Source organism: Ottowia sp. oral taxon 894 (assembly GCF_001262075.1).
Lineage (GTDB): Bacteria > Pseudomonadota > Gammaproteobacteria > Burkholderiales > Burkholderiaceae_C > Ottowia > Ottowia massiliensis.
Genome location: NZ_CP012073.1, coordinates 2,398,300 through 2,418,883 on the forward strand (window position 1 = coordinate 2,398,300; position 20,584 = coordinate 2,418,883).

The 20,584-nt window shown below is 66.3% G+C and carries 14 protein-coding genes; 8 read left to right on the forward strand and 6 right to left on the reverse strand.

All coding sequences use genetic code 11. The features are described 5' to 3' along the window. Positions 1-29: 29 nt before the first annotated feature. Together ADJ79_RS10575 and ADJ79_RS10580 are read left to right on the forward strand one after the other, a co-directional pair. Positions 30-1,889, forward strand: a complete 1,860-nt coding sequence (locus ADJ79_RS10575) for a TonB-dependent receptor domain-containing protein (protein WP_082203261.1) — start codon at positions 30-32, stop codon at positions 1,887-1,889. Then, entirely contained in the window at positions 1,886-3,301 is a 1,416-nt protein-coding gene (locus ADJ79_RS10580) for a cobyrinate a,c-diamide synthase (protein ID WP_253273816.1), read from the forward strand. The genes ADJ79_RS10575 and ADJ79_RS10580 overlap by 4 nt, the downstream gene beginning before the upstream one ends. Before the next feature lie 55 nt (positions 3,302-3,356). Here ADJ79_RS10580 and ADJ79_RS14435 read toward each other — a convergent pair whose 3' ends face one another. Together ADJ79_RS14435 and ADJ79_RS14440 are read right to left on the reverse strand one after the other, a co-directional pair. Then, positions 3,357-3,578, reverse strand: a complete 222-nt coding sequence (locus ADJ79_RS14435) for a hypothetical protein (protein ID WP_172674055.1) — start codon at positions 3,576-3,578, stop codon at positions 3,357-3,359. 84 nt (positions 3,579-3,662) lie between these two features. Continuing rightward, entirely contained in the window at positions 3,663-4,253 is a 591-nt protein-coding gene (locus tag ADJ79_RS14440) for a hypothetical protein (RefSeq protein ID WP_156304146.1), read from the reverse strand. 341 nt (positions 4,254-4,594) lie between these two features. Here ADJ79_RS14440 and rng point away from each other — a divergent pair, with 341 nt between their 5' ends. The 3 genes from rng to ADJ79_RS10600 all read left to right on the forward strand — a co-directional run bounded on the left by rng (position 4,595) and on the right by ADJ79_RS10600 (position 7,806). Further along, entirely contained in the window at positions 4,595-6,094 is a 1,500-nt protein-coding gene (gene rng, locus ADJ79_RS10590) for a ribonuclease G (RefSeq protein ID WP_050716577.1), read from the forward strand. Positions 6,095-6,319: 225 nt separating this feature from the next. Continuing rightward, complete coding sequence (locus tag ADJ79_RS10595; RefSeq protein ID WP_050715932.1) at positions 6,320-6,520, forward strand: hypothetical protein; 201 nt, start codon at positions 6,320-6,322, stop codon at positions 6,518-6,520. Beyond that, positions 6,517-7,806, forward strand: a complete 1,290-nt coding sequence (locus ADJ79_RS10600; protein ID WP_050715933.1) for an MFS transporter — start codon at positions 6,517-6,519, stop codon at positions 7,804-7,806. Before ADJ79_RS10595 ends, ADJ79_RS10600 begins: the two co-directional genes overlap by 4 nt. A 199-nt stretch (positions 7,807-8,005) precedes the next feature. On the opposite strand, the gene ADJ79_RS10605 is transcribed toward ADJ79_RS10600, so the two are convergent. Both ADJ79_RS10605 and ADJ79_RS14445 read right to left on the reverse strand, forming a co-directional pair. Then, a complete protein-coding gene (locus tag ADJ79_RS10605; protein ID WP_050715934.1) occupies positions 8,006-8,818 on the reverse strand; it encodes a sulfite exporter TauE/SafE family protein in 813 nt (270 codons plus the stop codon). A 331-nt stretch (positions 8,819-9,149) separates the two neighbouring features. Beyond that, positions 9,150-9,320, reverse strand: coding sequence for a hypothetical protein (locus ADJ79_RS14445; protein WP_156304147.1), 171 nt, complete (start codon positions 9,318-9,320; stop codon positions 9,150-9,152). On the opposite strand from ADJ79_RS14445, the gene ADJ79_RS10610 reads away from it, so the two are divergent. The 3 genes from ADJ79_RS10610 (at position 9,319) to rlmB (ending at position 16,749) form a co-directional block, all read left to right on the forward strand. Continuing rightward, positions 9,319-10,815 carry a sulfite reductase subunit alpha gene (locus tag ADJ79_RS10610; protein ID WP_082203402.1) on the forward strand — a complete coding sequence of 499 codons (1,497 nt, stop codon included), beginning with the start codon at positions 9,319-9,321 and terminating at the stop codon, positions 10,813-10,815. The genes ADJ79_RS14445 and ADJ79_RS10610 overlap by 2 nt on opposite strands. Before the next feature lie 487 nt (positions 10,816-11,302). Continuing rightward, positions 11,303-15,466 (forward strand): ATP-dependent RNA helicase HrpA, encoded by a 4,164-nt coding sequence (hrpA, locus tag ADJ79_RS10615; RefSeq protein WP_050715936.1) that lies wholly within the window; start codon positions 11,303-11,305, stop codon positions 15,464-15,466. A gap of 542 nt (positions 15,467-16,008) precedes the next feature. Continuing rightward, entirely contained in the window at positions 16,009-16,749 is a 741-nt protein-coding gene (rlmB, locus tag ADJ79_RS10620; protein WP_050715937.1) for a 23S rRNA (guanosine(2251)-2'-O)-methyltransferase RlmB, read from the forward strand. 216 nt (positions 16,750-16,965) lie between these two features. Here rlmB and ADJ79_RS10625 read toward each other — a convergent pair whose 3' ends face one another. Further along, entirely contained in the window at positions 16,966-18,855 is a 1,890-nt protein-coding gene (locus ADJ79_RS10625) for a carbohydrate-binding domain-containing protein (protein ID WP_082203263.1), read from the reverse strand. 493 nt (positions 18,856-19,348) lie between these two features. Further along, on the reverse strand, positions 19,349-20,563 hold the full coding sequence (ubiM, locus tag ADJ79_RS10630) for a 5-demethoxyubiquinol-8 5-hydroxylase UbiM (protein ID WP_050715939.1): 1,215 nt from the start codon (positions 20,561-20,563) through the stop codon (positions 19,349-19,351). Positions 20,564-20,584 lie beyond the last annotated feature (21 nt).

A 20,584-nucleotide genomic window follows, 5' to 3' on the forward strand; every position in this document is an offset into this window, starting at 1 on the left:
CGGGGCTGTTTCTCAAGCTGTTTTTCCTCATGACTTCTCGCCTTTATCCGCCTGCGCGCGCTTCGGCGCTGGCCGCTGCCTGCCTGCTGGCCGCCGCGCCTGCTGTTGCCGCTGCCGCTGGCGGCCACGATGAACGCTCTTCTTCCTCTTCTTCCACCTTGCCTGACGTGGCGGTGACCACCACCCGCAGCACGCAGCCGCTCACCGACGTGCTGGCCGATTTCACGCTGATTGACGAGCGGCAGATTGCCCAAAGCGGCGCGGCTACCGTGGCCGACATGCTGGCGCGCCAGCCGGGGCTGGAGATGACGCGCAACGGCGGCCCGGGCACGGCCACTTCCGTGATGATGCGCGGCGCCGAGAGCCGCTTTATCGCCGTGTATGTGGACGGCGTGCGCATGGACTTGCAAATTGGCGGCGCGCCGTGGGAGGCGCTGCCGCTGGCGCAGGTGGAGCGCATTGAAATCGTGCGCGGCCCGGCGGCGGCCGTGTATGGCTCTGACGCCATTGCGGGCGCGGTGCAAATCTTCACCCGGCGCGCCGCGCGCGAGGGTTTTGCGCCCTACGCTGGCGTGGGCGCGGGCAGCCGGGGGCTGTGGAAGGCCGATGCGGGCTTTGCCGTCAAAAACGGCGCGGCCGATTACGCGCTGGGCGCGTCGCACGAGCAGGCCAAGGGCTACAGCGTGCGCACCGGCGGCAACCCCGACCGCGACGGCTGGCGCAACACCAACGCCAGCGCCAGCGCGGGCTATCAGTTGAGTGACCAGCACCGCCTGCAAGCCAGCGCCTTGTGGGGCCGCATGAAGGCGCAGTACGACGACTTCACTTCCAGCCCCGCCAACTGGGCCGATGACTGGGGCGACAACCGCGTGCAAACGCTCGCTGGCACCTGGGCCGCCCAGTGGAGCCGCGCCTGGCGCACCACCGCCACCCTCAGCCACGCGGGCCAGCGCTATGAAACGCGGCCATCGCCCTACCTGAACACAACGCGCCAGCGCACCGCCCAGCTGCACAGCGAATGGCGCGAAGGCCCGCACCTGGCCGCCGCCACGCTGGAGCGCCGCCATGACCATCTGGAAAACGACCCCATCGTCCGCAGCCGCCACCAGACCTCGCTCAATTTCATTTACGGCTTCAGCCACGGCCCGCACACCCTGCAAGCCAATTTGCGGCGCGAAGACGACAGCGACTTTGGCGGCCACACCGGCGGCAGCCTGGCCTACGGCTGGCGCTTTGCGCCCGAATGGCGCGTGAGCGCCGCCGCCGGGCGCGCCCTGCGCATGCCCACGCTCTACCAGCGCTTCAGCCAATACGGGCAGGCGGGCCTCAAGCCCGAAACGGGCCGCAACGTGGAGCTGGGCCTGCACTGGGCGCGCCAGGGCAGCCAGATTGACCTGACCGTGTATCGCAACCGCGTGCGCAACCTCATCGTCTTTGGCGCGGCAGGCCCTTGCGCCGCCAGCTTTGGCTGCTACCACAGCATCGGCCGCGCGCAATATGAAGGCGTGGCCTTGAGCGGCACGCACCGCATTGCATCCGTGCGCCTGACGGCCTCCATCGACGTGCAGCGCCCCAAAGACCTGGACAGCGACAAGCTCCTGCCCCGCCGCTCGCGCCGCATTGCCAAACTGGCCGCCGACACGCGCATTGGCCTGTGGGATGTGGGCGCCGAATGGCAGGCCCACTCGCGCCGCTTTGACGACCGCGCCAACCGCAACGCCATGGCGGGCTACGGCCTGCTCAACCTCTACGCCAGCGCCACCTTCGCGCGGCAATGGACGCTGCTGGCGCGCATCGACAACGCCACCAACACCCGCTACGAAACCGCGCGCGGCTACCCGCAGCCCGCCCGCAGCTTCTACGTGGGCCTGCGCTGGGCCATGCCGTGAGCGCCAAAGCCGCCGCCCTGCTCGTGAGCGCTCCCTCATCCGGGCAGGGCAAAACCACCGTCACCGCCGCCCTGGCCCGCCTGCACGCGCGGCAAGGGCGGCGCGTGCGCGTCTTCAAATGCGGGCCGGACTTTCTCGACCCCTTCTGGCACCAGCTCGCCAGCGGCCAGCCCGCGCACAACATCGATTTGTGGATGACCGGCGAAGCCGACGCCCGCCAGCGCCTGCGCCAGGCCGCGCAGCAAGCCGACGTGGTGCTGGTAGAAGGCGTGATGGGCCTGCACGACAGCGACCCCAGCGCCGCCGACCTTGCGCGGCGCTTCGCTCTGCCCGTGCTCGCCGTCATTCAGACAGGCCGCATGGCGCAAACGCTGGGCGCCATCGCCCACGGCCTGCGCCACTGGGGCGAAGACACGCGCGGCCCCTTGCCCTGGGCCGGCGTGCTGGCCAACGGCGCGGCCAGCGACAGCCACGCCCGCCTGCTGCGCCAGGCCCTGCCTGACAGCGAATGGCTGGGCCATCTGCCGCAAAGTGCCGCCATGCGCCTGCCCGAGCGCCACCTGGGCCTGATCGCCGCCCACGAAATGCCCCGCGCCGAAGCCCTCGCGCGGCTGGACGCCGCCGCCGACCTGCTCGCCGCCACGCCCCTGGGCCAAATGAGCCTGGCCGAATGGCAAGCGCGCTGGCCCGCCGCCTTTGATGCGCCGGATGCGCCAGATTCAGGCGACGCGCCCGAATCGGCCGACGCACCCGATTCGCCCGCGCCTGAAGACAACGCAAAGCCGCTGGCCGGCCGCGTCATCGCCATCGCCCGCGACGCCGCCTTTGCCTTCATCTACCCCGCCAACGTGCAAACCCTGCACGCACTGGGCGCGCGCACCGTCTTCTTCTCGCCCCTGGCAGGCGACGCCCTGCCCGCGTGCGACGCCCTTTGGCTGCCCGGCGGCTACCCCGAACTGCACGCCGCCTGCCTGGCCGCGCGCAGCGACCTGAAAGCGCAACTGCACGCCCACGCCGCCGCAGGCAAACCCATCTGGGCCGAATGCGGCGGCATGATGGTCCTGTTCGAGCGCCTGACAGACGCCAGCGGCCACACCTGGCCCCTCTGGGGCCTGCTGCCTGGTGAGACCGCCATGCAAAAACGCCTCGGCGGTCTGGGCATGCAGCAATGGGCCATGCCGGCTGACAGCGTCAGCCACTCCCAGCCCGCTTTGCCGCCCCTTCGCGGCCACACCTTCCACTACTCCGCCGCCCGCACCCCGCTTTCGCCCATCGCCCACACCCGCCCCGCCCCCGGCAGCGCCCGCACCAGCGGCGAAGCCATCTACCAGCACGGCAGCGTGCGCGCCAGCTACTTCCACGCCTGGCTGCCCAGCAGCCCGCCAATGGCGGCCTGGCTGTTTGGGGCGTGAGGCGGAGATTGGCCTGGCGCGCAGCCGCTCAAGGTTGGCCGCGCTTATTTCGAAATCATTCAAGAATCAGATTATCAAGAGCCATCTTTTGCCAGCCCATCTGATTGGCGGAAGTGAAGAAAACAAAGCAGCCGTTTTGCGCCATGCAAAATACGGAAATCCGTCTTGATGGGTGAAGAATCCATTCAGCTTCATCTGCTGGCCAGGCGATATTTCGCGTTTGAATGAAGAAAATAGTTATCCGAAAGTCATCGATAGCTTGTTTCAGGCGGAGCATCATAATCCAAAAAACAGCTTAGAATCCTCAAGCATTGTTTTTAGGCAATTTTATTGCAAACATCAGTATACTGCCGATTGGCATCTATGAACGCTGAATATCATTAAAAAATCCATCAAGATAGAAGTTTTCCTTTGGTTCATTTTCTAATGCTATGTCAAACAATAATTTCAATGTCCATTGAGAGGGCGTTACAATATCATCAGGATTGATTTCTGCATCATGGGAATACATGTCAGGGAGGCATTCGCAATGAACAAGCCACCATTTTTCTATCTTGCATAGTAAATTTGTTAGGCAAAAAAATTTGTTGAAATCTATGTTTTTGTCTGCATCGGCAATAAATGAAAGAGGATTGTGAGCCAATTCATTCCTGTGTTCTCTTATTTCATCAAAATTATCGATATCTGCTTGATCTATCGCTCCCAATTCTTTTAGCCATAATAGGGAAGCGTATACCCTGCTTTTATTTTTTGACAATACATCCTTTTTGTATTGTTCATTGATGGTATATTCGCCAGGCTTGCTAATATCCATGAAAAAGGTTTTTGGAAGCCCGACAACTCTTTCTTTAAACATCTCAAGAGCCGTCAAGAAGAGAGAAATCGAAATCAAATTGGACTTTAGTGTCCTGGATGTTAAAAGTTTTCTCCAGCTTTCATTGGTATCGTTCATATTAAACCTTCTGCAAATAAGGAGTGTGCCAAATCAGATTTGGTTTGAGTTCCAAACAGCCTCGTTACACATCCTTCAGACCCATCCCGTTTTCTGAACAACTTTGCCTGCAAATCTCCTCCAACGAGCAAGTTTTGCAGCGTTTGCTGTAGCCAGGCAGCAAGATTTGTCCGCTATGTAGGAGTTCACGCACGGCAACGATGGCAGCGGTGGTTTTTACCCTTGGGGCCTGCTCACAGCCTGGCCGTGAGGAGTAGCGGATCGAAATGGGCCGCAAAGCGCGGGCGGCGCGCTGGCCCGGCGGCAAAATTCCGGCTTCGCTCTGCCGGACGGCGCTCACCATGCAACAGGAAATTCTCATCAACTACACCCCCCAGGAAACGCGCGTGGCCGTGGTGGAAAACGGCGCGGTGCAGGAGCTGCACGTGGAGCGCGCGCTGGAGCGCGGGCAGGTGGGCGATATTTATCTGGGCAAGGTGGTGCGCGTGCTGCCGGGCATGCAATCGGCCTTTATTGACATTGGCGCGCAGCGCACGGCCTTTTTGCACGTGGCCGATGTGTGGCAGCCCCCGGCGGCAGGCGAAGCGCCAGCGGCCCAGCGCAGCGCGCCGCAGCGGCCCATTGAAAAGCTGGTGTTCGAGGGGCAGGCGCTGATGGTGCAGGTGATCAAAGACGCCATTGGCGCCAAGGGGGCGCGCCTTTCCACGCAGATCAGCATTGCCGGGCGCATGCTGGTGTTTTTGCCGCAGGAGGCGCACGTCGGCATCTCGCAAAAAATTGCGCCCGCCCAGCGCGAGAGCCTGCGCCAGCGCGTGCAGGCGCTGGCGCAGCAAGCCGCGCTCGAATCGGGCGGCCGCGCGCGCGGCGGCTTCATCGTGCGCACCAATGCCGAAGATGCGGACGACGCCGCGCTGGCCGAAGACATTGCCTACCTGCGCAAAACCTGGGCCTGCATCCGCGAAGCGGCCTCGCGCACGCCGCCCGGCGCGCTGCTGCGCCAGGATTTGTGCCTGATGCAGCGCGTGCTGCGCGACATGGCCGGCGAGCACACGCAAAGCATCCGCATCGACTCGCAAGAGCAATTGCAGCGCCTGCTGCGCTTTGGCAACGAATTCATGCCGCAAGCGGCGCGCCTGCTGTCGCACTACAGCGGCGAGCGGCCCATTTTTGACCTCTACGGCATTGACGAAGAAATCACCCGCGCCCTGGGCCGCCGCGTGGAACTCAAATCCGGCGGCTACCTGGTCATTGACCAGACCGAGGCGCTCACCACCATCGACGTGAACACCGGCGCCTTCACCGGCGCGCGCAACTTTGGCGAGACCATCTTCAAAACCAATCTGGAGGCCGCGCAAGCCATTGCCCGCCAGCTGCGCCTGCGCAACCTGGGCGGCATCATCATCGTGGACTTCATCGACATGGCCACGCCCGAACACCAGCAAGCCGTGCTGGCCGAGCTGCGCCGCCAGCTCGCGCGCGACCGCGTGAAAACCACCGCCGCCGACGGTTTTTCGCCCCTGGGCCTGCTGGAGCTGACGCGCAAGCGCACCCGCGAAAGCCTGGCGCAAATGCTCAGCCAGCCCTGCCCCCTGTGCCAGGGCAGCGGCCGCGTGCGCACCGCCCGCACCGTGGCCTACGACATCCTGCGCGAAATCCTGCGTGAAGCCCACCAGTTCAACCCGCGCGAATTCCGCATCGTCGCCCACCCTGCCGTCATCGCCTTGCTGCAAGACGAAGAAAGCCAGCACCTGGCCAGCCTGTCCGACCACATCGGCAAACCCATCTCGCTGCAAGCCGAAAGCAGCCTGGGGCTGGAGAGCTTTGACGTGGCGCTGAGCTGATTGCCTTGCTCTTGCGCAGGCTTTTCAGCTCCTGAATCCATAGCATGATGTCCTAGTGGAAATTGCGTCAATGGGCATTTCAGGGCGCTCAAATTCGCTCCTGTTTTTGATGGATGGCGGCTGGCGGGCCTGGTTCTTGCGCATGCCGCCCGGCGAAAATCCGCCCGCGCAGCAGGCTGGCCTGCTCACGCCTTGCCTTTTTTGCGTTCTGACCGGAGCCATGCCATGTTCGGCATTGCAGACACCGTTACCTTCACCATTGCCGCCGCCGTGCTGGTGGCGCTGCTCAATCTGAAAGGGCTGCTGTTTTTCCCGTCGATGATGGTGCAGTTCGTGGCCGCGCGCTACCGCAAGGGCGGGGCCGTGGGCAAGGGCGGCGTGGGCGCTTTGTTTCTGGCCTTCGCCGCCAAGCTGTGGACGGCATGAGCGCTGAAAGGATTGCGCGGCAGGACGGCGAAGCCAGCGCGGCAGGCGTGGCCGAGGGGCAGCCGTGGAAGCTGCGCTTCGGGGCCATTTTCACGGGCCAGGCGCTGTCGCTCACGGGTTCGGCGCTCACGCAATTTGTGCTGCTGTGGTGGATTACCGATACCACGGGCAGCGCGGCGGCGCTAGGCGCAGCGGCGCTGGCGGCCCTGCTGCCGCAGGCGCTGCTGGGGCCGCTGGGCGGCACGCTGGCCGACCGCTACAGCCGCCGCTGGCTGATGGCGGCTTCTGATTTGGTGAGCGCGGCGTGCATGGCGGTGCTGATTGCGCTGTTTCTCACGCAGCGCGTGCAGCTGTGGCACATCTACGCCATGCTGGCTGTGCGCAGCGCCATGCAGGCGTTTCAGCAGCCAGCGGCGGCGGCCAGCACGGCCATGCTGGTGCCGGGCTACTTTCTGCCGCGCGCGGCGGGGCTGAACCAGTCGCTCATGGGCATCATGACCGTGGGCGCGCCGCCGCTGGGGGCGCTGGCCATGAGCGCCATGCCGCTGGGCTGGGCGCTGGCCATTGATGTGGCGACGGCGCTCCTGGGCATTGCGCCGCTGCTGTTTTTCACCATTCCGCAGCCCAGGGCCGCGCGCGGCGGCGGGTGGCGCAGCCTGTGGCGCGAGTGGCGCGAGGGCGTGCAAGCCGTGTGGCGGCACGCGGCGCTGCGCCAGCTCTATGCCCTGATCGGCGCGGCGGTGATGTGCGTGATGCCGCTGTTCACGCTGGTGCCGCTGCTGGTGAAAACGCACTTTGCGGGCGGCGCGAATCAGGTGGCGCTGATGGAGAGCCTGAGCGGCATCGGCATGATCGCCGGGGGCGCTTTCGTGGCCGCCTTCGCGCCGCAGCGGCGCATGCGCTGGTTTTTGTGGGGCTTTGCCCTTTCGGGCCTGACGATGGCGCTCACGGCGCTGGCCCCGGCAGACCAGTTCGGTTTGGGCGCGGCCTTCTGGCTGTTAAGCGGCCTGACGTTTGCCATGGGCAACGCCCCTTTCATGGCCATGCTGCAAAGCGCGGTGCCCAACCACTTGCAAGGCCGGGTGCTGTCGCTGCTGAACGCGCTCATCGGCCTGGCCGGCCCCGTGGGCCTGGCGCTGGCTGCGCCGCTGGGCGAGGCCTTGGGATCGCGCTGGCTGTTCGTGCTGCTGGGCGCGTGCGGCGGGCTGGTCATGCTGCTGGGCTTTGCCTCGCGCGCACTGCGGCGCATGGAGCAGGGCGAAAGCGGCGGCTCCGCTGGCAGCTGAAAGTGCGCTCGCAGCCTGGCTATCAAGGGGGCGGATGGCGCAGGCAGGGCCAGCGGCAGAAAACAGGCCGTTATTTCGCTCTGCCATTCATAGCATGATGTCCTAGTGGAACGGGCGATGAGCGGCATTTCACCCCTATCAAATCTGCTCCTGCTTTTGATGCTTCCAGGCGTCCGGAACGCTCGAGTCCGATGCGCCGTCAGCTCAGCGTCTTGTGCAGCATGTACGCGCCCAGCGCGTAAAGCACCAGGCCAAACACGCGCTTGAGCTTGCCCACCGGCAGTGCATGGGCCGCGCGCGCGCCCAGCGGGGCCATGAGCACGCTGCACGAGGCAATGGCCGCCAGCGCGGGCAGCCACACATAGCCCAGCGACCAGGCGGGCAGCCCGCCGACGGACTGCCCGCCCGCGACATAGCCCGCCGTATTGGCCAGCGCAATCGGAAAGCCCAGCGCCGCGCTGGTCGCCACCGCTTGATGAATGGGCACGTTGCACCAGGTCATGAACGGCACCGACACAAACCCGCCGCCCGCGCCCACCAGCCCCGACAAAAAGCCAATCACACCGCCCATGCCTGCCAGCCCCGCTGCGCCGGGCAGCTGGCGCGTGGCGGCGGGTTTTTTGTTCAGCAGCATCTGCGTGCCCGAAAAAAACACGAAAACCGCGAACACCACCCCCAGCGCAGGCCCCTTGATGAGGGCAAACGCCCCCAGGCTGGCCAGCGCCGCGCCCGCCACGATGCCCGGCGCCAGACGCCGGACCAGATCCCAGCGCACTGCGCCCCGCCTGTGATGCGCGCGCACGCTGCTGATGGAAGTGAAAACAATGGTCGCCATCGAAGTGGCGATTGCCATCTTCAGCGCCAGCTCCGCTCCCACGCCCTGCGCAGCCAGAATGGCCGAAGTAAACGGCACCAGAATCATCCCCCCGCCAATGCCCAGCAGCCCCGCCATGAAGCCCCCCAGCAACCCCAGCAGCGCAAGCAGGGCAATGGACATCGGCTCAAGAGGCATGGCGGCGTGCTCCGGGCAATAAAAAAGCCGGCGAAGCGGCTTGGGGAAAGAGGGCGAAAGAGAGCGGAAAAGGTGTCTGCGGCTGCCGCCGGGCCGGCATCCTGAACCGGGGGTTCAGGGGGGCGGGGTCAGAAAGGCCTTGGGTTCGTCTGACGCGAGACGATCACGCCAGCCAGACGATATTCCCCACCCAGGCTCACAGGAGCATTGGTTCAAGGAAATATATGACCCGGCACCCAGCCGCAGACGCGCAAATTCTAGAGCGTTTGCGAGCGGAAAACCAGCCGCAAAAGGCAGCGCTTGCAGGCGGGAAATGCGCTTGACCCATCAATCATGCTTTGGTGAAGCCTGCGGGAAAGCCGTTTTTCACCCTGCTGAAATGGGTTTCTTTGAGGCCCCGCCCGCCTGTGCCCATGAAAAACGAGCTAGCCTTGACCCGCACCGGCATACGCTCTTCGCGCTTGCTTTCCTGTTTTGCCGCCGTCTTCATCTCTACTGTCATGCCTGACTATTCCGACGCCTTGCGCTACGGCCTCACGCTCGCCCTGCTGGCCGCCTATGCCCTGCTGTGCCTGAGCATCTGGCAGCGCCAGCGCCGCAGGCGGCTGGCTGCCGTGGCTGAAGCCGCCCAGGCCATGCAGGCCGCTGGCCTGACGCCAGCGGGCGGCGGCGCTTTCGCCACGGTTTCTACCGGCTCCAGCGGGGCAGGGCAGCCCGCCCATCCTGAAAACGCCCCCGTGCTCGTCGCCTGGGCCACGCAAACCGGCATGGCGCAGACGCTGGCCAAAAACACCGCCGCCATGCTGCAAGCGTGCGGCCAGCCGGCGCAAGCTGCGCCGCTGGCGCTGCTCGATGCCGATGCGCTGCGGCGCGCAACCCGCCTGCTGGTGGTGGCCAGCACCTATGGCGATGGCGAACCGCCCGACGAAGCCGTGGCCTTTGAAAAACAGCACATGCGCCAGCACCCGCCCCTGCACGGCCTGCGCTACGCCGTGCTGGCGCTGGGCGACAGCAGCTACGACAACTTCTGCCAATTCGGCCAGGCCATCGACGGCTGGCTGGCCTCCAGCGGCGGCCAGCGCCTGTTTGCCTGCATCAAGGCCGACAGCGCCGATGACTTTGAAATGAACGCCGCCCTGGCCGCCTGGCGCAAGCAACTGGCCGCCGCCTTCGGGCTGGACGCCGCGCAACTGGCCCGCTGGCAACCCGAGCAACCCAGCGAAGCCAGCGGCTGGCACGACTGGACACTGGCCGCCAAAACCCGCCTGAACCCCGGCAGCGCAGGCAGCCCCGTCTGGCTGCTGGAGCTGACCGCCCCCGCCGGAGCCAGCCTGACGTGGGAAGCGGGCGACCTGGCGCAAATCGCCCCCCCGGCTGACGCCAAAAACCCGCGCGACTACTCCATCGCCTCCATCCCGCAAAGCGGCCGCCTGCAACTGCTCGTGCGCCGCCAAAGCCGCGCCGACGGCAGCCCCGGCCTGTGCTCCGCCTGGCTGACCGAAGAGCTGCAAGCGGGCCAGACGCTGCCCGTGCGCCTGCGCGCCAACGTCGGTTTTCACCTGGGCGGCAACGCCGCGCGGGCGCTCATCCTCATCGGCAACGGCGTGGGCCTGGCCGGGCTGCTGGCCCACCTGCACGCGCGCGAAGCCGCCGGACAGCACCGCAACTGGCTCATCTTCGGCGAACGCAACGCCGCGCACGACTGGCTCTGCCACGAACAAATCGCCCGCTGGCAAGCCAGCGGCCACCTGCCGCGCGTCGATGCCGCCTTCTCCCGCGACAGCGCCCCCGGCGCGCCCAAAACCTACGTGCAAACCGTGCTCGCGCGCGAAGCCGCCACCTTGCGCCAGTGGATGGACGAAGGCGCCGCCCTTTACGTGTGCGGCAGCCTCTCTGGCATGGCCGCCGGCGTGGATGCCGTGCTGCGCCAGACGCTGGGCAGCGAGCGCGTGGATGCCCTGCTGGCCGAAAGGCGCTACTGCCGCGACGTGTATTGAGGCCAGGCCCGCCGTCCGGCTGAATTCAAAAGTCCGCCGTTTGCCGCCATTCAATCAAAGACCAACGCATCTTGCCGATGCGCGGGCACGGCAGAAGAAATTGCGCCATGACTAACCATGACTGAAAGAAGCAGGTTCACGGCGCGCTTGCCAGCGGAGCTGGCGAGGTGTGCTGCCTGTTCTTTTCTAGCCCGATAGGTTCTAAAAAAGGAGCGAATTCAAGGGGTTTGAAATACTTGTTAGCGCAGTATCCACTAGGACATCATGCTATGACTATAAGAGCGTAAAAAAGCAGCTTATCCACCGCTTACGCCTGCTTCGCCCCTTTTCCGCTTTTCCGCTTTTCCGCTTTTCCGCTTTTCCGCTTTTTCCGCTTTTTCCGCTTTTTCCGCTTTTTCCGCTTTTTCCGCGCTGGCAGGCCGCGTGCGGGCAGCGGCTGCGCAGGCAGGCCCGCGCAAAGACGCCGCGCCAGATAATCGCCCGCCCTATGAATGCCCCTGCCTCGCCCGCTTCAGCTTCTTCGCGCCCCGTCATCGCCTTTCCGCCGGAGCTGCCTGTTTCGGCCCGCCGCGCGGAAATCGAGGCGGCGCTGCAAAAGCATCAGGTCATCATCGTTTGCGGCGAAACCGGTTCGGGCAAAACCACGCAGCTGCCCAAGATGGCGCTGGCGCTGGGGCGCGGCAGGCTGAACGCCCAGGCGGGCGGGCGCGGGCGGCTGATTGGCCACACGCAGCCGCGCCGCATCGCAGCCACCAGCGTGGCCCGGCGCATTGCCGATGAGCTGCAAACGCCGCTGGGCGAAGTGGTGGGCTACAAGGTGCGTTTCAGCGACCGGCTCTCGCCCGGCGCGAGCGTGAAGCTGATGACCGACGGCATCTTGCTGGCCGAAACGCAGACCGACCCGCTGCTCAAGGCTTACGACACGCTCATCATCGACGAAGCCCACGAGCGCAGCCTGAACATTGACTTTTTGCTGGGCTACCTCAAGCAAATCCTGCCCCGGCGGCCTGATCTGAAACTCATCGTCACCTCCGCCACGATTGACGCCGAGCGCTTTGCCCGCCACTTTGCCGACGCCAGCGGCCAAAGCGCGCCGGTGCTGATGGTTTCGGGCCGCACGTACCCGGTGGAGCAGCGCTGGCGGCCCTTTGAAGAAAGCCGCGATTACGGCCTGAACGACGCCATTGCCAGCGCGGTCGATGAGCTTTGGACGGGCCAGCCTTCGGGCGATGTGCTGGTGTTTCTGCCCGGCGAGCGCGAAATCCGCGAAGCGGCCGACCACTTGCGCCAGCACTTGTCGCACAGCCCGCTCACGCGCGGCGCGGAGGTGCTGCCGCTTTTTGCGCGCCTGAGCCAGGCCGAGCAAGACCGCGTGTTCGCCCCGCACACGGCCCCGCGCATCGTGCTGGCGACCAATGTGGCCGAAACCTCGCTGACGGTGCCCGGCATCAAATACGTGGTGGACGCGGGCACGGCGCGCGTCAAGCGCTACAGCTTGCGCAGCAAGGTGGAGCAGCTGCTGGTGGAGCCAGTCAGCCAGGCAGCGGCCAACCAGCGCGCGGGCCGCTGCGGGCGCGTGAGCAACGGCGTGTGCATACGCCTGTATGACGAAAAAGACTTCGCGGGCCGCCCGCGCTTTACCGACCCCGAAATCCTGCGCAGCTCGCTGGCCGCCGTCATCTTGCGCATGAAGGCGCTGCGCCTGGGCGGCGAAGGCGGGCGGGTGGAAGACTTTCCGTTTCTCGACGCGCCCTCGGGCCGCGCCATTGCCGACGGCTTTGCCCTGCTGGCCGAGCTGGGCGCGATGGACGAAGCGCAAGCCCTCACCCCGCTGGGCCGCGAACTGGCCCGCCTGCCGCTGGACCCGCGCGTGGGCCGCATGCTGATTGAAGCGCGCGAGCGCGGCGCGCTGCGCGAAGTGCTGGTGATTGCCGCCGCCTTGAGCGTGCAAGACGTGCGCGACCGCCCTTTGCAGGCGCAAGCCCAGGCCGACCAGGCGCACGCCAAGTTTGACGACGACAAAAGCGAATTCAGCGGCTACCTGCGCCTGTGGCAGTGGCTGCAAGACGCGCGCGAAGGGCGCGCCGCCAGCTCGCGGCGCTCCATGCCGGCGCAAGAAGACGAAAAAGGCGAAAGCGGGCGCGCAACAGCCGCCCAGCGCGCCGCGCAAGCGCTGGCGCAAGCGCGGCGGATGCTCCAGAAACAAGAGCAGAAAAACGAGTCTGCACCAGGACAAAACGCCGATTTCATGCCTGAAACAGCGCCGGTCCATCCGCCTGCCCACCGCCTCAGCAACCGCCAGTGGGAAGCCTTGCTGCGGCAAAACTACATCAGCGTGCGCCGCGTGCGCGAGTGGCGCGACATCCACACCCAGCTGCGCACCGTGGCCGCCGAGCACCAATGGCGCGAAAACACCCGCCCCGCCAGCTACGAGGCCCTGCACAAAAGCCTGCTGGCCGGCCTGCTGGGCAACGTGGGCTGCAAGCTGGAAGAAGGGCAGCACGGCCACGCCGGAAGCCACGGCGGCGAGCAATACCTGGGCGCGCGCGGCATCAAGTTTCACCGCCACCCCGGCGCGCGCCTGCGCAAAAAGCCCGGCAAATGGATCGTCTGCGCCGAGCTGGTGGAAACCACGCGCCTGTATGGCCGGGGCATCGCCGGCATCGAGCCGCAGTGGCTGGAGGAAATGGGCGGCCACCTGCTCAAAAAGCAGCTGGCGGAGCCGCACTGGGAGAAAAAAGCGCAAGACGTCATCGCCTTCGAGCGCGCCACGCTCTACGGCCTGACGGTCTACAGCGGCCGCCGCAAAAGCTACGCCCAGGCCGACCCGCGCGAGGCGCGCGAAATCTTCATCCGCGAAGCGCTGGTGCACGGCATGGCCGAGCGCAACGTGCCCGACGACTGGCCGCGCCGCCTGCCCTTTTTGCAGGCCAACGCCCGCACCATCGCCCAAGTGCAGGAGCTGGAGCACAAAAGCCGCCGGCAAGACGTGCTGGTCGATGACGAACTCATCTACGCCTTCTACGACGCGCACGTGCCCGAAGGCATCAGCAACGGGCGCGACTTTGAAAAGTGGTGGCGCCAAGCCAGCCAGGCCAACCCCCGGCTGCTGACGCTCACCCGCGAAGAACTCATGCGCCACGAAGCGGCGGGCATCACCACCGCCGCCTTTCCCAAAATGCTGCGGCTGGGCGGCGTGGACTGCGCCGCCGCCTACCTGCACCAGCCGGGCGACGCGCGCGACGGCCTCACCGTCACCGCGCCGCTGTTCGTGCTCAACCAAATCAGCGAAGCGCGCTGCGAATGGCTCGTGCCCGGCATGCTGAAAGAAAAAATCCAGGCCCTGCTCAAAAGCCTGCCGCAAAAGCCCCGCAGCCGCTTCGTGCCCCTGCCCGAAAGCGCCGCGCGGCTGGCTGAAAAACTGGGCGCGCCCGACGCCTTCGGCCACGGCAGCCTGACCGACGCGCTGCTGCAAATCGTGCGCAGCGAAACCGGGCTGGATGTCAAACGCACCGACTTCAAGCTCGACATGCTGCCCGCGCACCTGTTCATGAATGTGCGCGTGGTAGACGAACACGGCCGCCAGCTGGGCGCGGGCCGCAACCTCGCCGCCCTCAAGGCCGAACTGGGCGGCCAGGCGCGCGGCGCTTTTCAGGCGCTGGCCGGCCTGAAAGCCGCCAAGGCGGAACTCAACGCCGACGCGGCCCCCGCCAACCCGGCAGAAACACCCCAAGCGCCGCAAACGCCCGCCCAGCCAGCGCGGGCTGCGCTCAAAACCGAAGCTGGCAGCGACGCCGCCAGCCAGCGCCACACCCGCTGGAGCTTTGGCGAGCTGCCCGAGCTGATGGAAATTTCCCGCAAAGGCCAGACGCTCATCGGCTTTCCCGCGCTGGTGGACGCGGGCGACGCCGTCACCATCGAAGTCTTTGACGAGCCGCAAGTGGCCGCCGCGCGCCACCGCACCGGATTGCGGCGGCTTTTCGCCCTGCAAATCCGCGACGCGCTCAAATACCTCGAAAAAAACATTCCCGATCTGCAAAAAATGGCCGTGCTCTACATGCCGCTGGGCACCGAAGGGCAGCTGCGCCAGCAAATCATCGACCTGGCGCTGGACCGCGCCTTTCTGATGGAGCCGCTGCCCGCCAGCGAAGCCGCCTTTGCCGCCCGCGTGGAAGAAGGCCGCGCGCGCCTGACCCTCATCGCCAACGAAATCGCGCGCCTGGCCGCCCACATCCTGACCGAACACGCCCAGGCCGCCCGCAAAGTGAAAGACGCCGCCAAAGCCGCCCCCGAAGCGGCCAAAGACGCCGCCGAGCAATTGCAGCGCCTGCTGCCGCCCGACTTCATCACCGCCACGCCCTGGAGCGCCCTTCAGCACTACCCGCGCTACCTCAAAGCCGTGCAACTGCGCTTTGACAAACGCCGCGCCGACCCTGCCCGCGACACCCGGCACATGCAAGACGTGCGCGCGCAAGAGCAGCGCTTTGGGCGCCTGGTGGCCGAGCGCAAAGGCCAGCAAGACGAACGCATGCAAGAGCTGCGCTGGCTGCTTGAAGAGCTGCGCGTGAGCTTTTTCGCCCAGGAGCTGCGCACGCCCCAGCCCGTGAGCCTCAAGCGCCTGGAAAAAGTCTGGGCGCAGGTGGGGCGCTGAGAACCTGCCCGGAGAAACTGCGAATCAAGATGGGCTGCAAGGCGCAAGCCGCAGATGAGCCTTCGCCACCTGCCCGCACTGCTTGACCTTTCCACCCCTTTGCCCGCCCGGCCCCGCGCCGCAGGCGGCTGAACCGGACAGGCGTACCCGCCCGGATTCATCAAAAACAGGAGCTAATTTGATGGGGTAAAAATGCCTATCTGCGCACTTTCCACTAGGACATCTAGCTATTAATTAAAGAGCAAAATAAAGCCGCATATTCATCGCTGTGCATTCATGGCTGGCCCAGTCCGCGATCGCGCTCCGCACTGGTCTTGTCAATGGCAGCCGCGCCCTGTTCTGCAAGAACCTGCCCAAAGTCTGGCCGTGAGGGGCAAAGGGGCGGAATGTGGAATGCGAGGGGCAAACCGCCATGGGGCGCAAGGCGCGGGCTGGCTCCTGCCTGCGCTGTGCGAAGGCGTGGCCGGTATCGGACAGCCAGAATTCGCTTTTTTTCAAGGCTCGGCCCCTGCCGGCTTTTTTCTTTTTTTCCGGGTGGCTTCATGTCTGGCTCTTCCAAGGTTTTGTTTGGCTTTCATGCCGTGGGTGTGCGGCTCAAGGTCGCGCCTGCTTCCGTGATCGAGATTTATGTGGATGCTTCGCGGCGCGATGCCCGCATGAAGCAGTTTCTGGCGCGTGCGCAAGAAGCGGGCGCGCGCGTGATTGAGGCCGATGGCCTGCGCCTGACCCGCCTGGCGGGCAGCGCGGGCCATCAGGGCGTGGCCGCGCGCGTGCAGGAGCTGGAGCGCTCGCGCTCGCTGGACGATTTGCTGGATGGGCTGCAAGCGCCGCCGCTGCTGCTGGTGCTGGATGGCGTGACCGATCCGCACAACCTGGGCGCGTGCCTGCGCGTGGCTGATGGCGCGGGCGCGCATGCCGTGATCGCGCCCAAGGATCACGCGGCGGGCATCAACGCCACGGTGGCCAAGGTGGCCAGCGGCGCGGCGGAGACGGTGCCTTATTTCATGGTCACAAATCTGGCGCGCACGCTGGGCGAACTCAAGGAGCGCGGCATCTGGGTCACGGGCACGGCGGGTGAGGCGCAAAAGACGCTGTACGAGGCCGATTTCGCCAGCCCCGCTGCGCTGGTGCTGGGCGCGGAGGGCGCGGGGCTGCGCCAGCTCACGCGCAGAAGCTGCGATGAGCTGGTGCGCATTCCCATGCGGGGCGCGGTGGAGAGCCTGAATGTTTCGGTCGCCAGCGGTATTTGCCTGTACGAAGCGCTGCGCCAGCGCGGCGGATGAGGGCCTGTTCTCGAAATCCATCCGTGGGTGCGGCAAGCGCGGAACCGGGCGCGGAATCGGGCGACTTGCGGCGTTGCCCATCTTCGCCGGGCCGCAAGAGCCTCCCGCGCGTTCATCCCTCACGGCCAGACGCCGAACAGGCTCTGAAAAAAAGCCCCGCCGGGCGTATGCGCCGGGCGGGGCTTGCGGTGCGCCTGCGGCCTGCTGGCGTCCGGCTCACATGGCTGTCAGGCGGCCGGAGATGGTGACGCTGCGGCCGGCCGTGCCGCCCGTGTGGGTGGTGGGGTTGATGGCCAGGCCGTGGAAGTCTTCGCCCGCGCTGCCCAGCGCGCCGCCCGTGACTGCCGAGTAGGAGCCACCCGTGACGATGAGCGGCGAGCTGGCGAGCAGGGCCTGGGCCGGTTTCGGCGCGTGGTATGAGAACACGGCGTTGCCGGAGGCATCGCGCAGCGTCCACAGGCCGGCGCTCACGTTGCGCGCAGAGATGATGTTTTGCGTGGCCGCGTCGGCGGCGGGCGTGCTGTTGCCGCCGCCGATGCCGACAAACACGCCGCCCGTGACGGTGAAGGCGCCCCGGCTGGCGTTCAGCGCGCTTTCGGTGGCGCTGGCGCCAATGGCCACCATGTAGCCGCCGGAGATGGTGAGCGCTCCGCTGGAGTCCACCGCGCTGGCTTTGCTGCTGGCAACGTAAACGCGCCCGCCAGACACGGTCACGGCGGAGCCTGCCTTGAAGGCGTCGTCCGTGGCATTGACGGTGACGGAGCCGCCATTGACGGTGAGCGCGGATCGGGCTTCGATGCCCTTGGGCGAAAGCGCGTCTTTGCCGCCCGCCGCATTGGCGCTTTCCCGGGGCGCGCCGGTGGTGGTGATGGTGACCGCGCCGCCGTTGATCGTCACGCGCGGATCGGGGTCGTCCGCCGTGTCGGCCGTTTTGCCGTCGCTGCTCTTCCAGGAGGCGGTCATGCCCTTGTCGCGGCTGGTGACGGACAGCGCGCCGTCATTGATGGCGACAAAGCCCAGCGCCGGCGTGTTGCCGACGGCGTTGCTTTCCTTGCCTTTCACCCTGATGCCCTTGCCCGCTGGCGCGGTGATGCCCAGCTGCCCGCCATCCATCACGAAGGCCTGGGCGGCGCGCAGGCCGTCCTTGGCGGCGGCCGTGAGGGTGAGCGTGCCGCTGCGCAGGCGCACGTGCGCGTCGCTGGCCAGCGCGTGCCTTGGCGTGGCGCTGATGGCCAGCGAGCCGCTGCCGCTGAACACGACGGGGCCTTCGGCAAACAGCGTGGCTTTCAGGTCCATGGCGCTGCCGTCGTCCCTGGTGCGCGCGCTCCAGGTGGCGGAGTCGGTCAGGGTGTTGATGCCCGTCAGCTCGATGAAGGCCGTTTGTTTCGATTGCAGGTTCAGCGCCGGGCCGTCGCCGCTGGCAATGGCCGCGCCCGAGAGCGCCAGCTTGTAGTCATTGGCGCTGTACACCGTCAGCGGCGTGACGCCCGCGCCGCTGAGGTTGAAGGCCACGTGCGTGTCGCCGCTGAGCTGGTTGCGAATGGTCAGGCCGTAGCTGTCGCGCGTGAGGGTGATGGCCGCCATGCCGTCCACTGAAACCGTGGCCATGCTGCTGCTGGCGCGGTTCACCGACAGGCGCGGCGAAGCGCTGCTGACCTCCAGCGTGTCCAGCGCAATGGAAAGGGGCAGCCAGCCGCTGGTGTCCGCCAGATCAGGCGCGTGGCTGCCGGTGTGGATGTTCCAGGCGTTGCCGGGCGTGCCCGCGTCGTCATGAACCGTCACGGTGGCGGTGTTGCTCGTCACGCTGCCGTAGGCGTTGCTCACCACCACGGCGTAGCTGCCCGCCGCGCTGGTGGTGTAGCTGGAAAACGTGGCCCCGCTGATGGCCGCGCCGCCGCGCCGCCACTGGTAGCTGAGCGCGCCGCTGCCCGTGGCCGCCACGCGCAGCGTGGTCACCCCGCTGCTGGAAATGGTGACGGACTGCGGCTGCGCCGTGATGACCGGCGCCGATCCGGCGCTGGCGGCATCTCCATCACCGCCGCCGCAGCCTGCCAGCCCCAGCGCCAGGGCAAAGCACACAAGGCCTCGCTGAAGTGTTCGCATCATCCAAATGCTCCTGTTTCAGGTGGTTGAGGGAAATGCGAATTTACGCGGACCTGCTTTTACGGACATGCGGACCCGCGAACCGGCCCGCGCTGAAACCCCGCGCAGGCCCCAGCCCGTGAGCGGACGCGCGCTGTCCATTCCAGAATCAAAAAAAGGAGCGAATTTGAGAGGGTAAAAATTGGCATCAGCGCAATTTTCACTAGGACCCATTGCTATTGATAAAGGAGCGGAATATGCCGCGTATTCAGCCTTTCATTCGCCTTGCTGGCCCGCGCTTGCCGCCCCGTTTTGCTCTTTTCATTTCGCGCATGCAGGCCATGAAAGGGGGGCTTGAAAGCGGCTCTGTCCGTGGGGGCGGAAATACGGGACCGGGCGTTTGGGGTTTTGCAAGCCCTCGCCGGGCTGCAAGCGGGCCGTAAGACCCGTCTGCGCCTGGCGGCCCATTCCGGTTTCCTGGCTTTTGCTTCTTTACGGCCAGGCTCTGGACAGGCTCTTACGCCGCATGGCCCGCCAGCGTGGCGGCTACCAGGCGCTTGAAGGGCGTCAGGCGCTGGGCTGTGTGCAGGGCGGCGTCGCGCAGCAGCCGCGCGGGGGCGGAGTCGGTGGTGTACAGGCGCGCGATGAGGCCGGTGATTTCATACAGCGGCCGCGTGGCCAGCATGTGGCGGCGCTCGTAGCGGGCCAGCACGTCGGCGGCGGCGATGTCGCGGCCGGCGGCGTGGGCGGCGCGCAACTCCTGCGCCAGGGTTTGCACGCTGAGCAGGCCGAAGTTGAAGCCGTGCGCCGTGACGGGGTGCATGCCCACGGCCGCATCGCCCACGCAGGCAAAGCGCGGGGCCACCAGGCGGCGCGGCATCACGCCCACCAGCGGATACACGTGGCGCGTGCTGTTCAGGCGCACTTCGCCCAGGCGGCCATGAAAGCGCCGGGTCATGTCCTGGCCGAAGGCGGCTTCGTCCAGCGCCATCATGGCCTCAATGCCCTGGTGCGGCAGCGTGAGCACGGCAGAGGCGCGCGGCATGCCGGTGGCCGGGTCATCGTTCATGGGCAGCAGCGCCAGCGTCTGGCCGTAATCGAACCATTCCCAGGCCGTGTGCTCGTGCGGCACTTCGTGCGTGATCTGGCACACCAGCATGCTGCGGCCAAAGTCGTTTTGCCGCGCGGCAATGCCCACGGCGCGGCGCGTGACGGAAAAACGGCTGTCGGCGGCCACCAGCAGGCGCGCGGTGTGCGTGGCGCCATCGGCCAGCGTGAGCTGCGCGCCTTCGGCCCCGCAGCGCACCTGCGTGGCGGCCTGCCCCGTCAGCAAGGTGATGCGGCCATGCGCGCTGGCGGCGGCCTGCACTTCGGCCAGCGCGGCGCGGCGGATGAGGTAGTTGGAAACCAGCCAGCCCAGCTCGTCGCGCCGGGTGAGACGGTGGCTGATTTGCATGGAAAAGGGCGATTCGCCATTGAATACCCGCGCATCGCGCAATGGTGAAAACGCCGCAGGCTCCATGGCTTCAATGCGCTGCCACAGCCCCATTTCGCGCATCAGCGTGGCCGAGCGCTGCGTGAGCGCGATTTCGCGTCCGTCAAACGGCGCCTGCTCCAGCGCCGGAAGCGATTGCTGCTCAACCAGGCCGATATTCAGGCCCGATTCCGAAAGCGCGCGCGCCAGGCACAGGCCCGCCGGGCCAGCGCCGCTGATGAGAATGTCAAATTGCATAGAACAAATCCATGAAGGGCA

What these genes read in the sequence shown, in the direction of transcription:
- ADJ79_RS10575 (WP_082203261.1), top strand. Translation starts at nt 30, where the DNA reads ATGACTTCTCGCCTTTATCCGCCTGCGCGCGCTTCGGCGCTGGCCGCT.
- ADJ79_RS14435 (WP_172674055.1), bottom strand. Translation starts at nt 3,578, where the DNA reads ATGCTCCGCCTGAAACAAGCTATCGATGACTTTCGGATAACTATTTTC.
- ADJ79_RS14440 (WP_156304146.1), bottom strand. Translation starts at nt 4,253, where the DNA reads ATGAACGATACCAATGAAAGCTGGAGAAAACTTTTAACATCCAGGACA.
- rng (WP_050716577.1), top strand. Translation starts at nt 4,595, where the DNA reads ATGCAACAGGAAATTCTCATCAACTACACCCCCCAGGAAACGCGCGTG.
- ADJ79_RS10595 (WP_050715932.1), top strand. Translation starts at nt 6,320, where the DNA reads ATGTTCGGCATTGCAGACACCGTTACCTTCACCATTGCCGCCGCCGTG.
- ADJ79_RS10600 (WP_050715933.1), top strand. Translation starts at nt 6,517, where the DNA reads ATGAGCGCTGAAAGGATTGCGCGGCAGGACGGCGAAGCCAGCGCGGCA.
- ADJ79_RS10605 (WP_050715934.1), bottom strand. Translation starts at nt 8,818, where the DNA reads ATGCCTCTTGAGCCGATGTCCATTGCCCTGCTTGCGCTGCTGGGGTTG.
- ADJ79_RS10610 (WP_082203402.1), top strand. Translation starts at nt 9,319, where the DNA reads ATGCCTGACTATTCCGACGCCTTGCGCTACGGCCTCACGCTCGCCCTG.
- ADJ79_RS14445 (WP_156304147.1), bottom strand. Translation starts at nt 9,320, where the DNA reads ATGACAGTAGAGATGAAGACGGCGGCAAAACAGGAAAGCAAGCGCGAA.
- hrpA (WP_050715936.1), top strand. Translation starts at nt 11,303, where the DNA reads ATGAATGCCCCTGCCTCGCCCGCTTCAGCTTCTTCGCGCCCCGTCATC.
- rlmB (WP_050715937.1), top strand. Translation starts at nt 16,009, where the DNA reads ATGTCTGGCTCTTCCAAGGTTTTGTTTGGCTTTCATGCCGTGGGTGTG.
- ADJ79_RS10625 (WP_082203263.1), bottom strand. Translation starts at nt 18,855, where the DNA reads ATGATGCGAACACTTCAGCGAGGCCTTGTGTGCTTTGCCCTGGCGCTG.
- ubiM (WP_050715939.1), bottom strand. Translation starts at nt 20,563, where the DNA reads ATGCAATTTGACATTCTCATCAGCGGCGCTGGCCCGGCGGGCCTGTGC.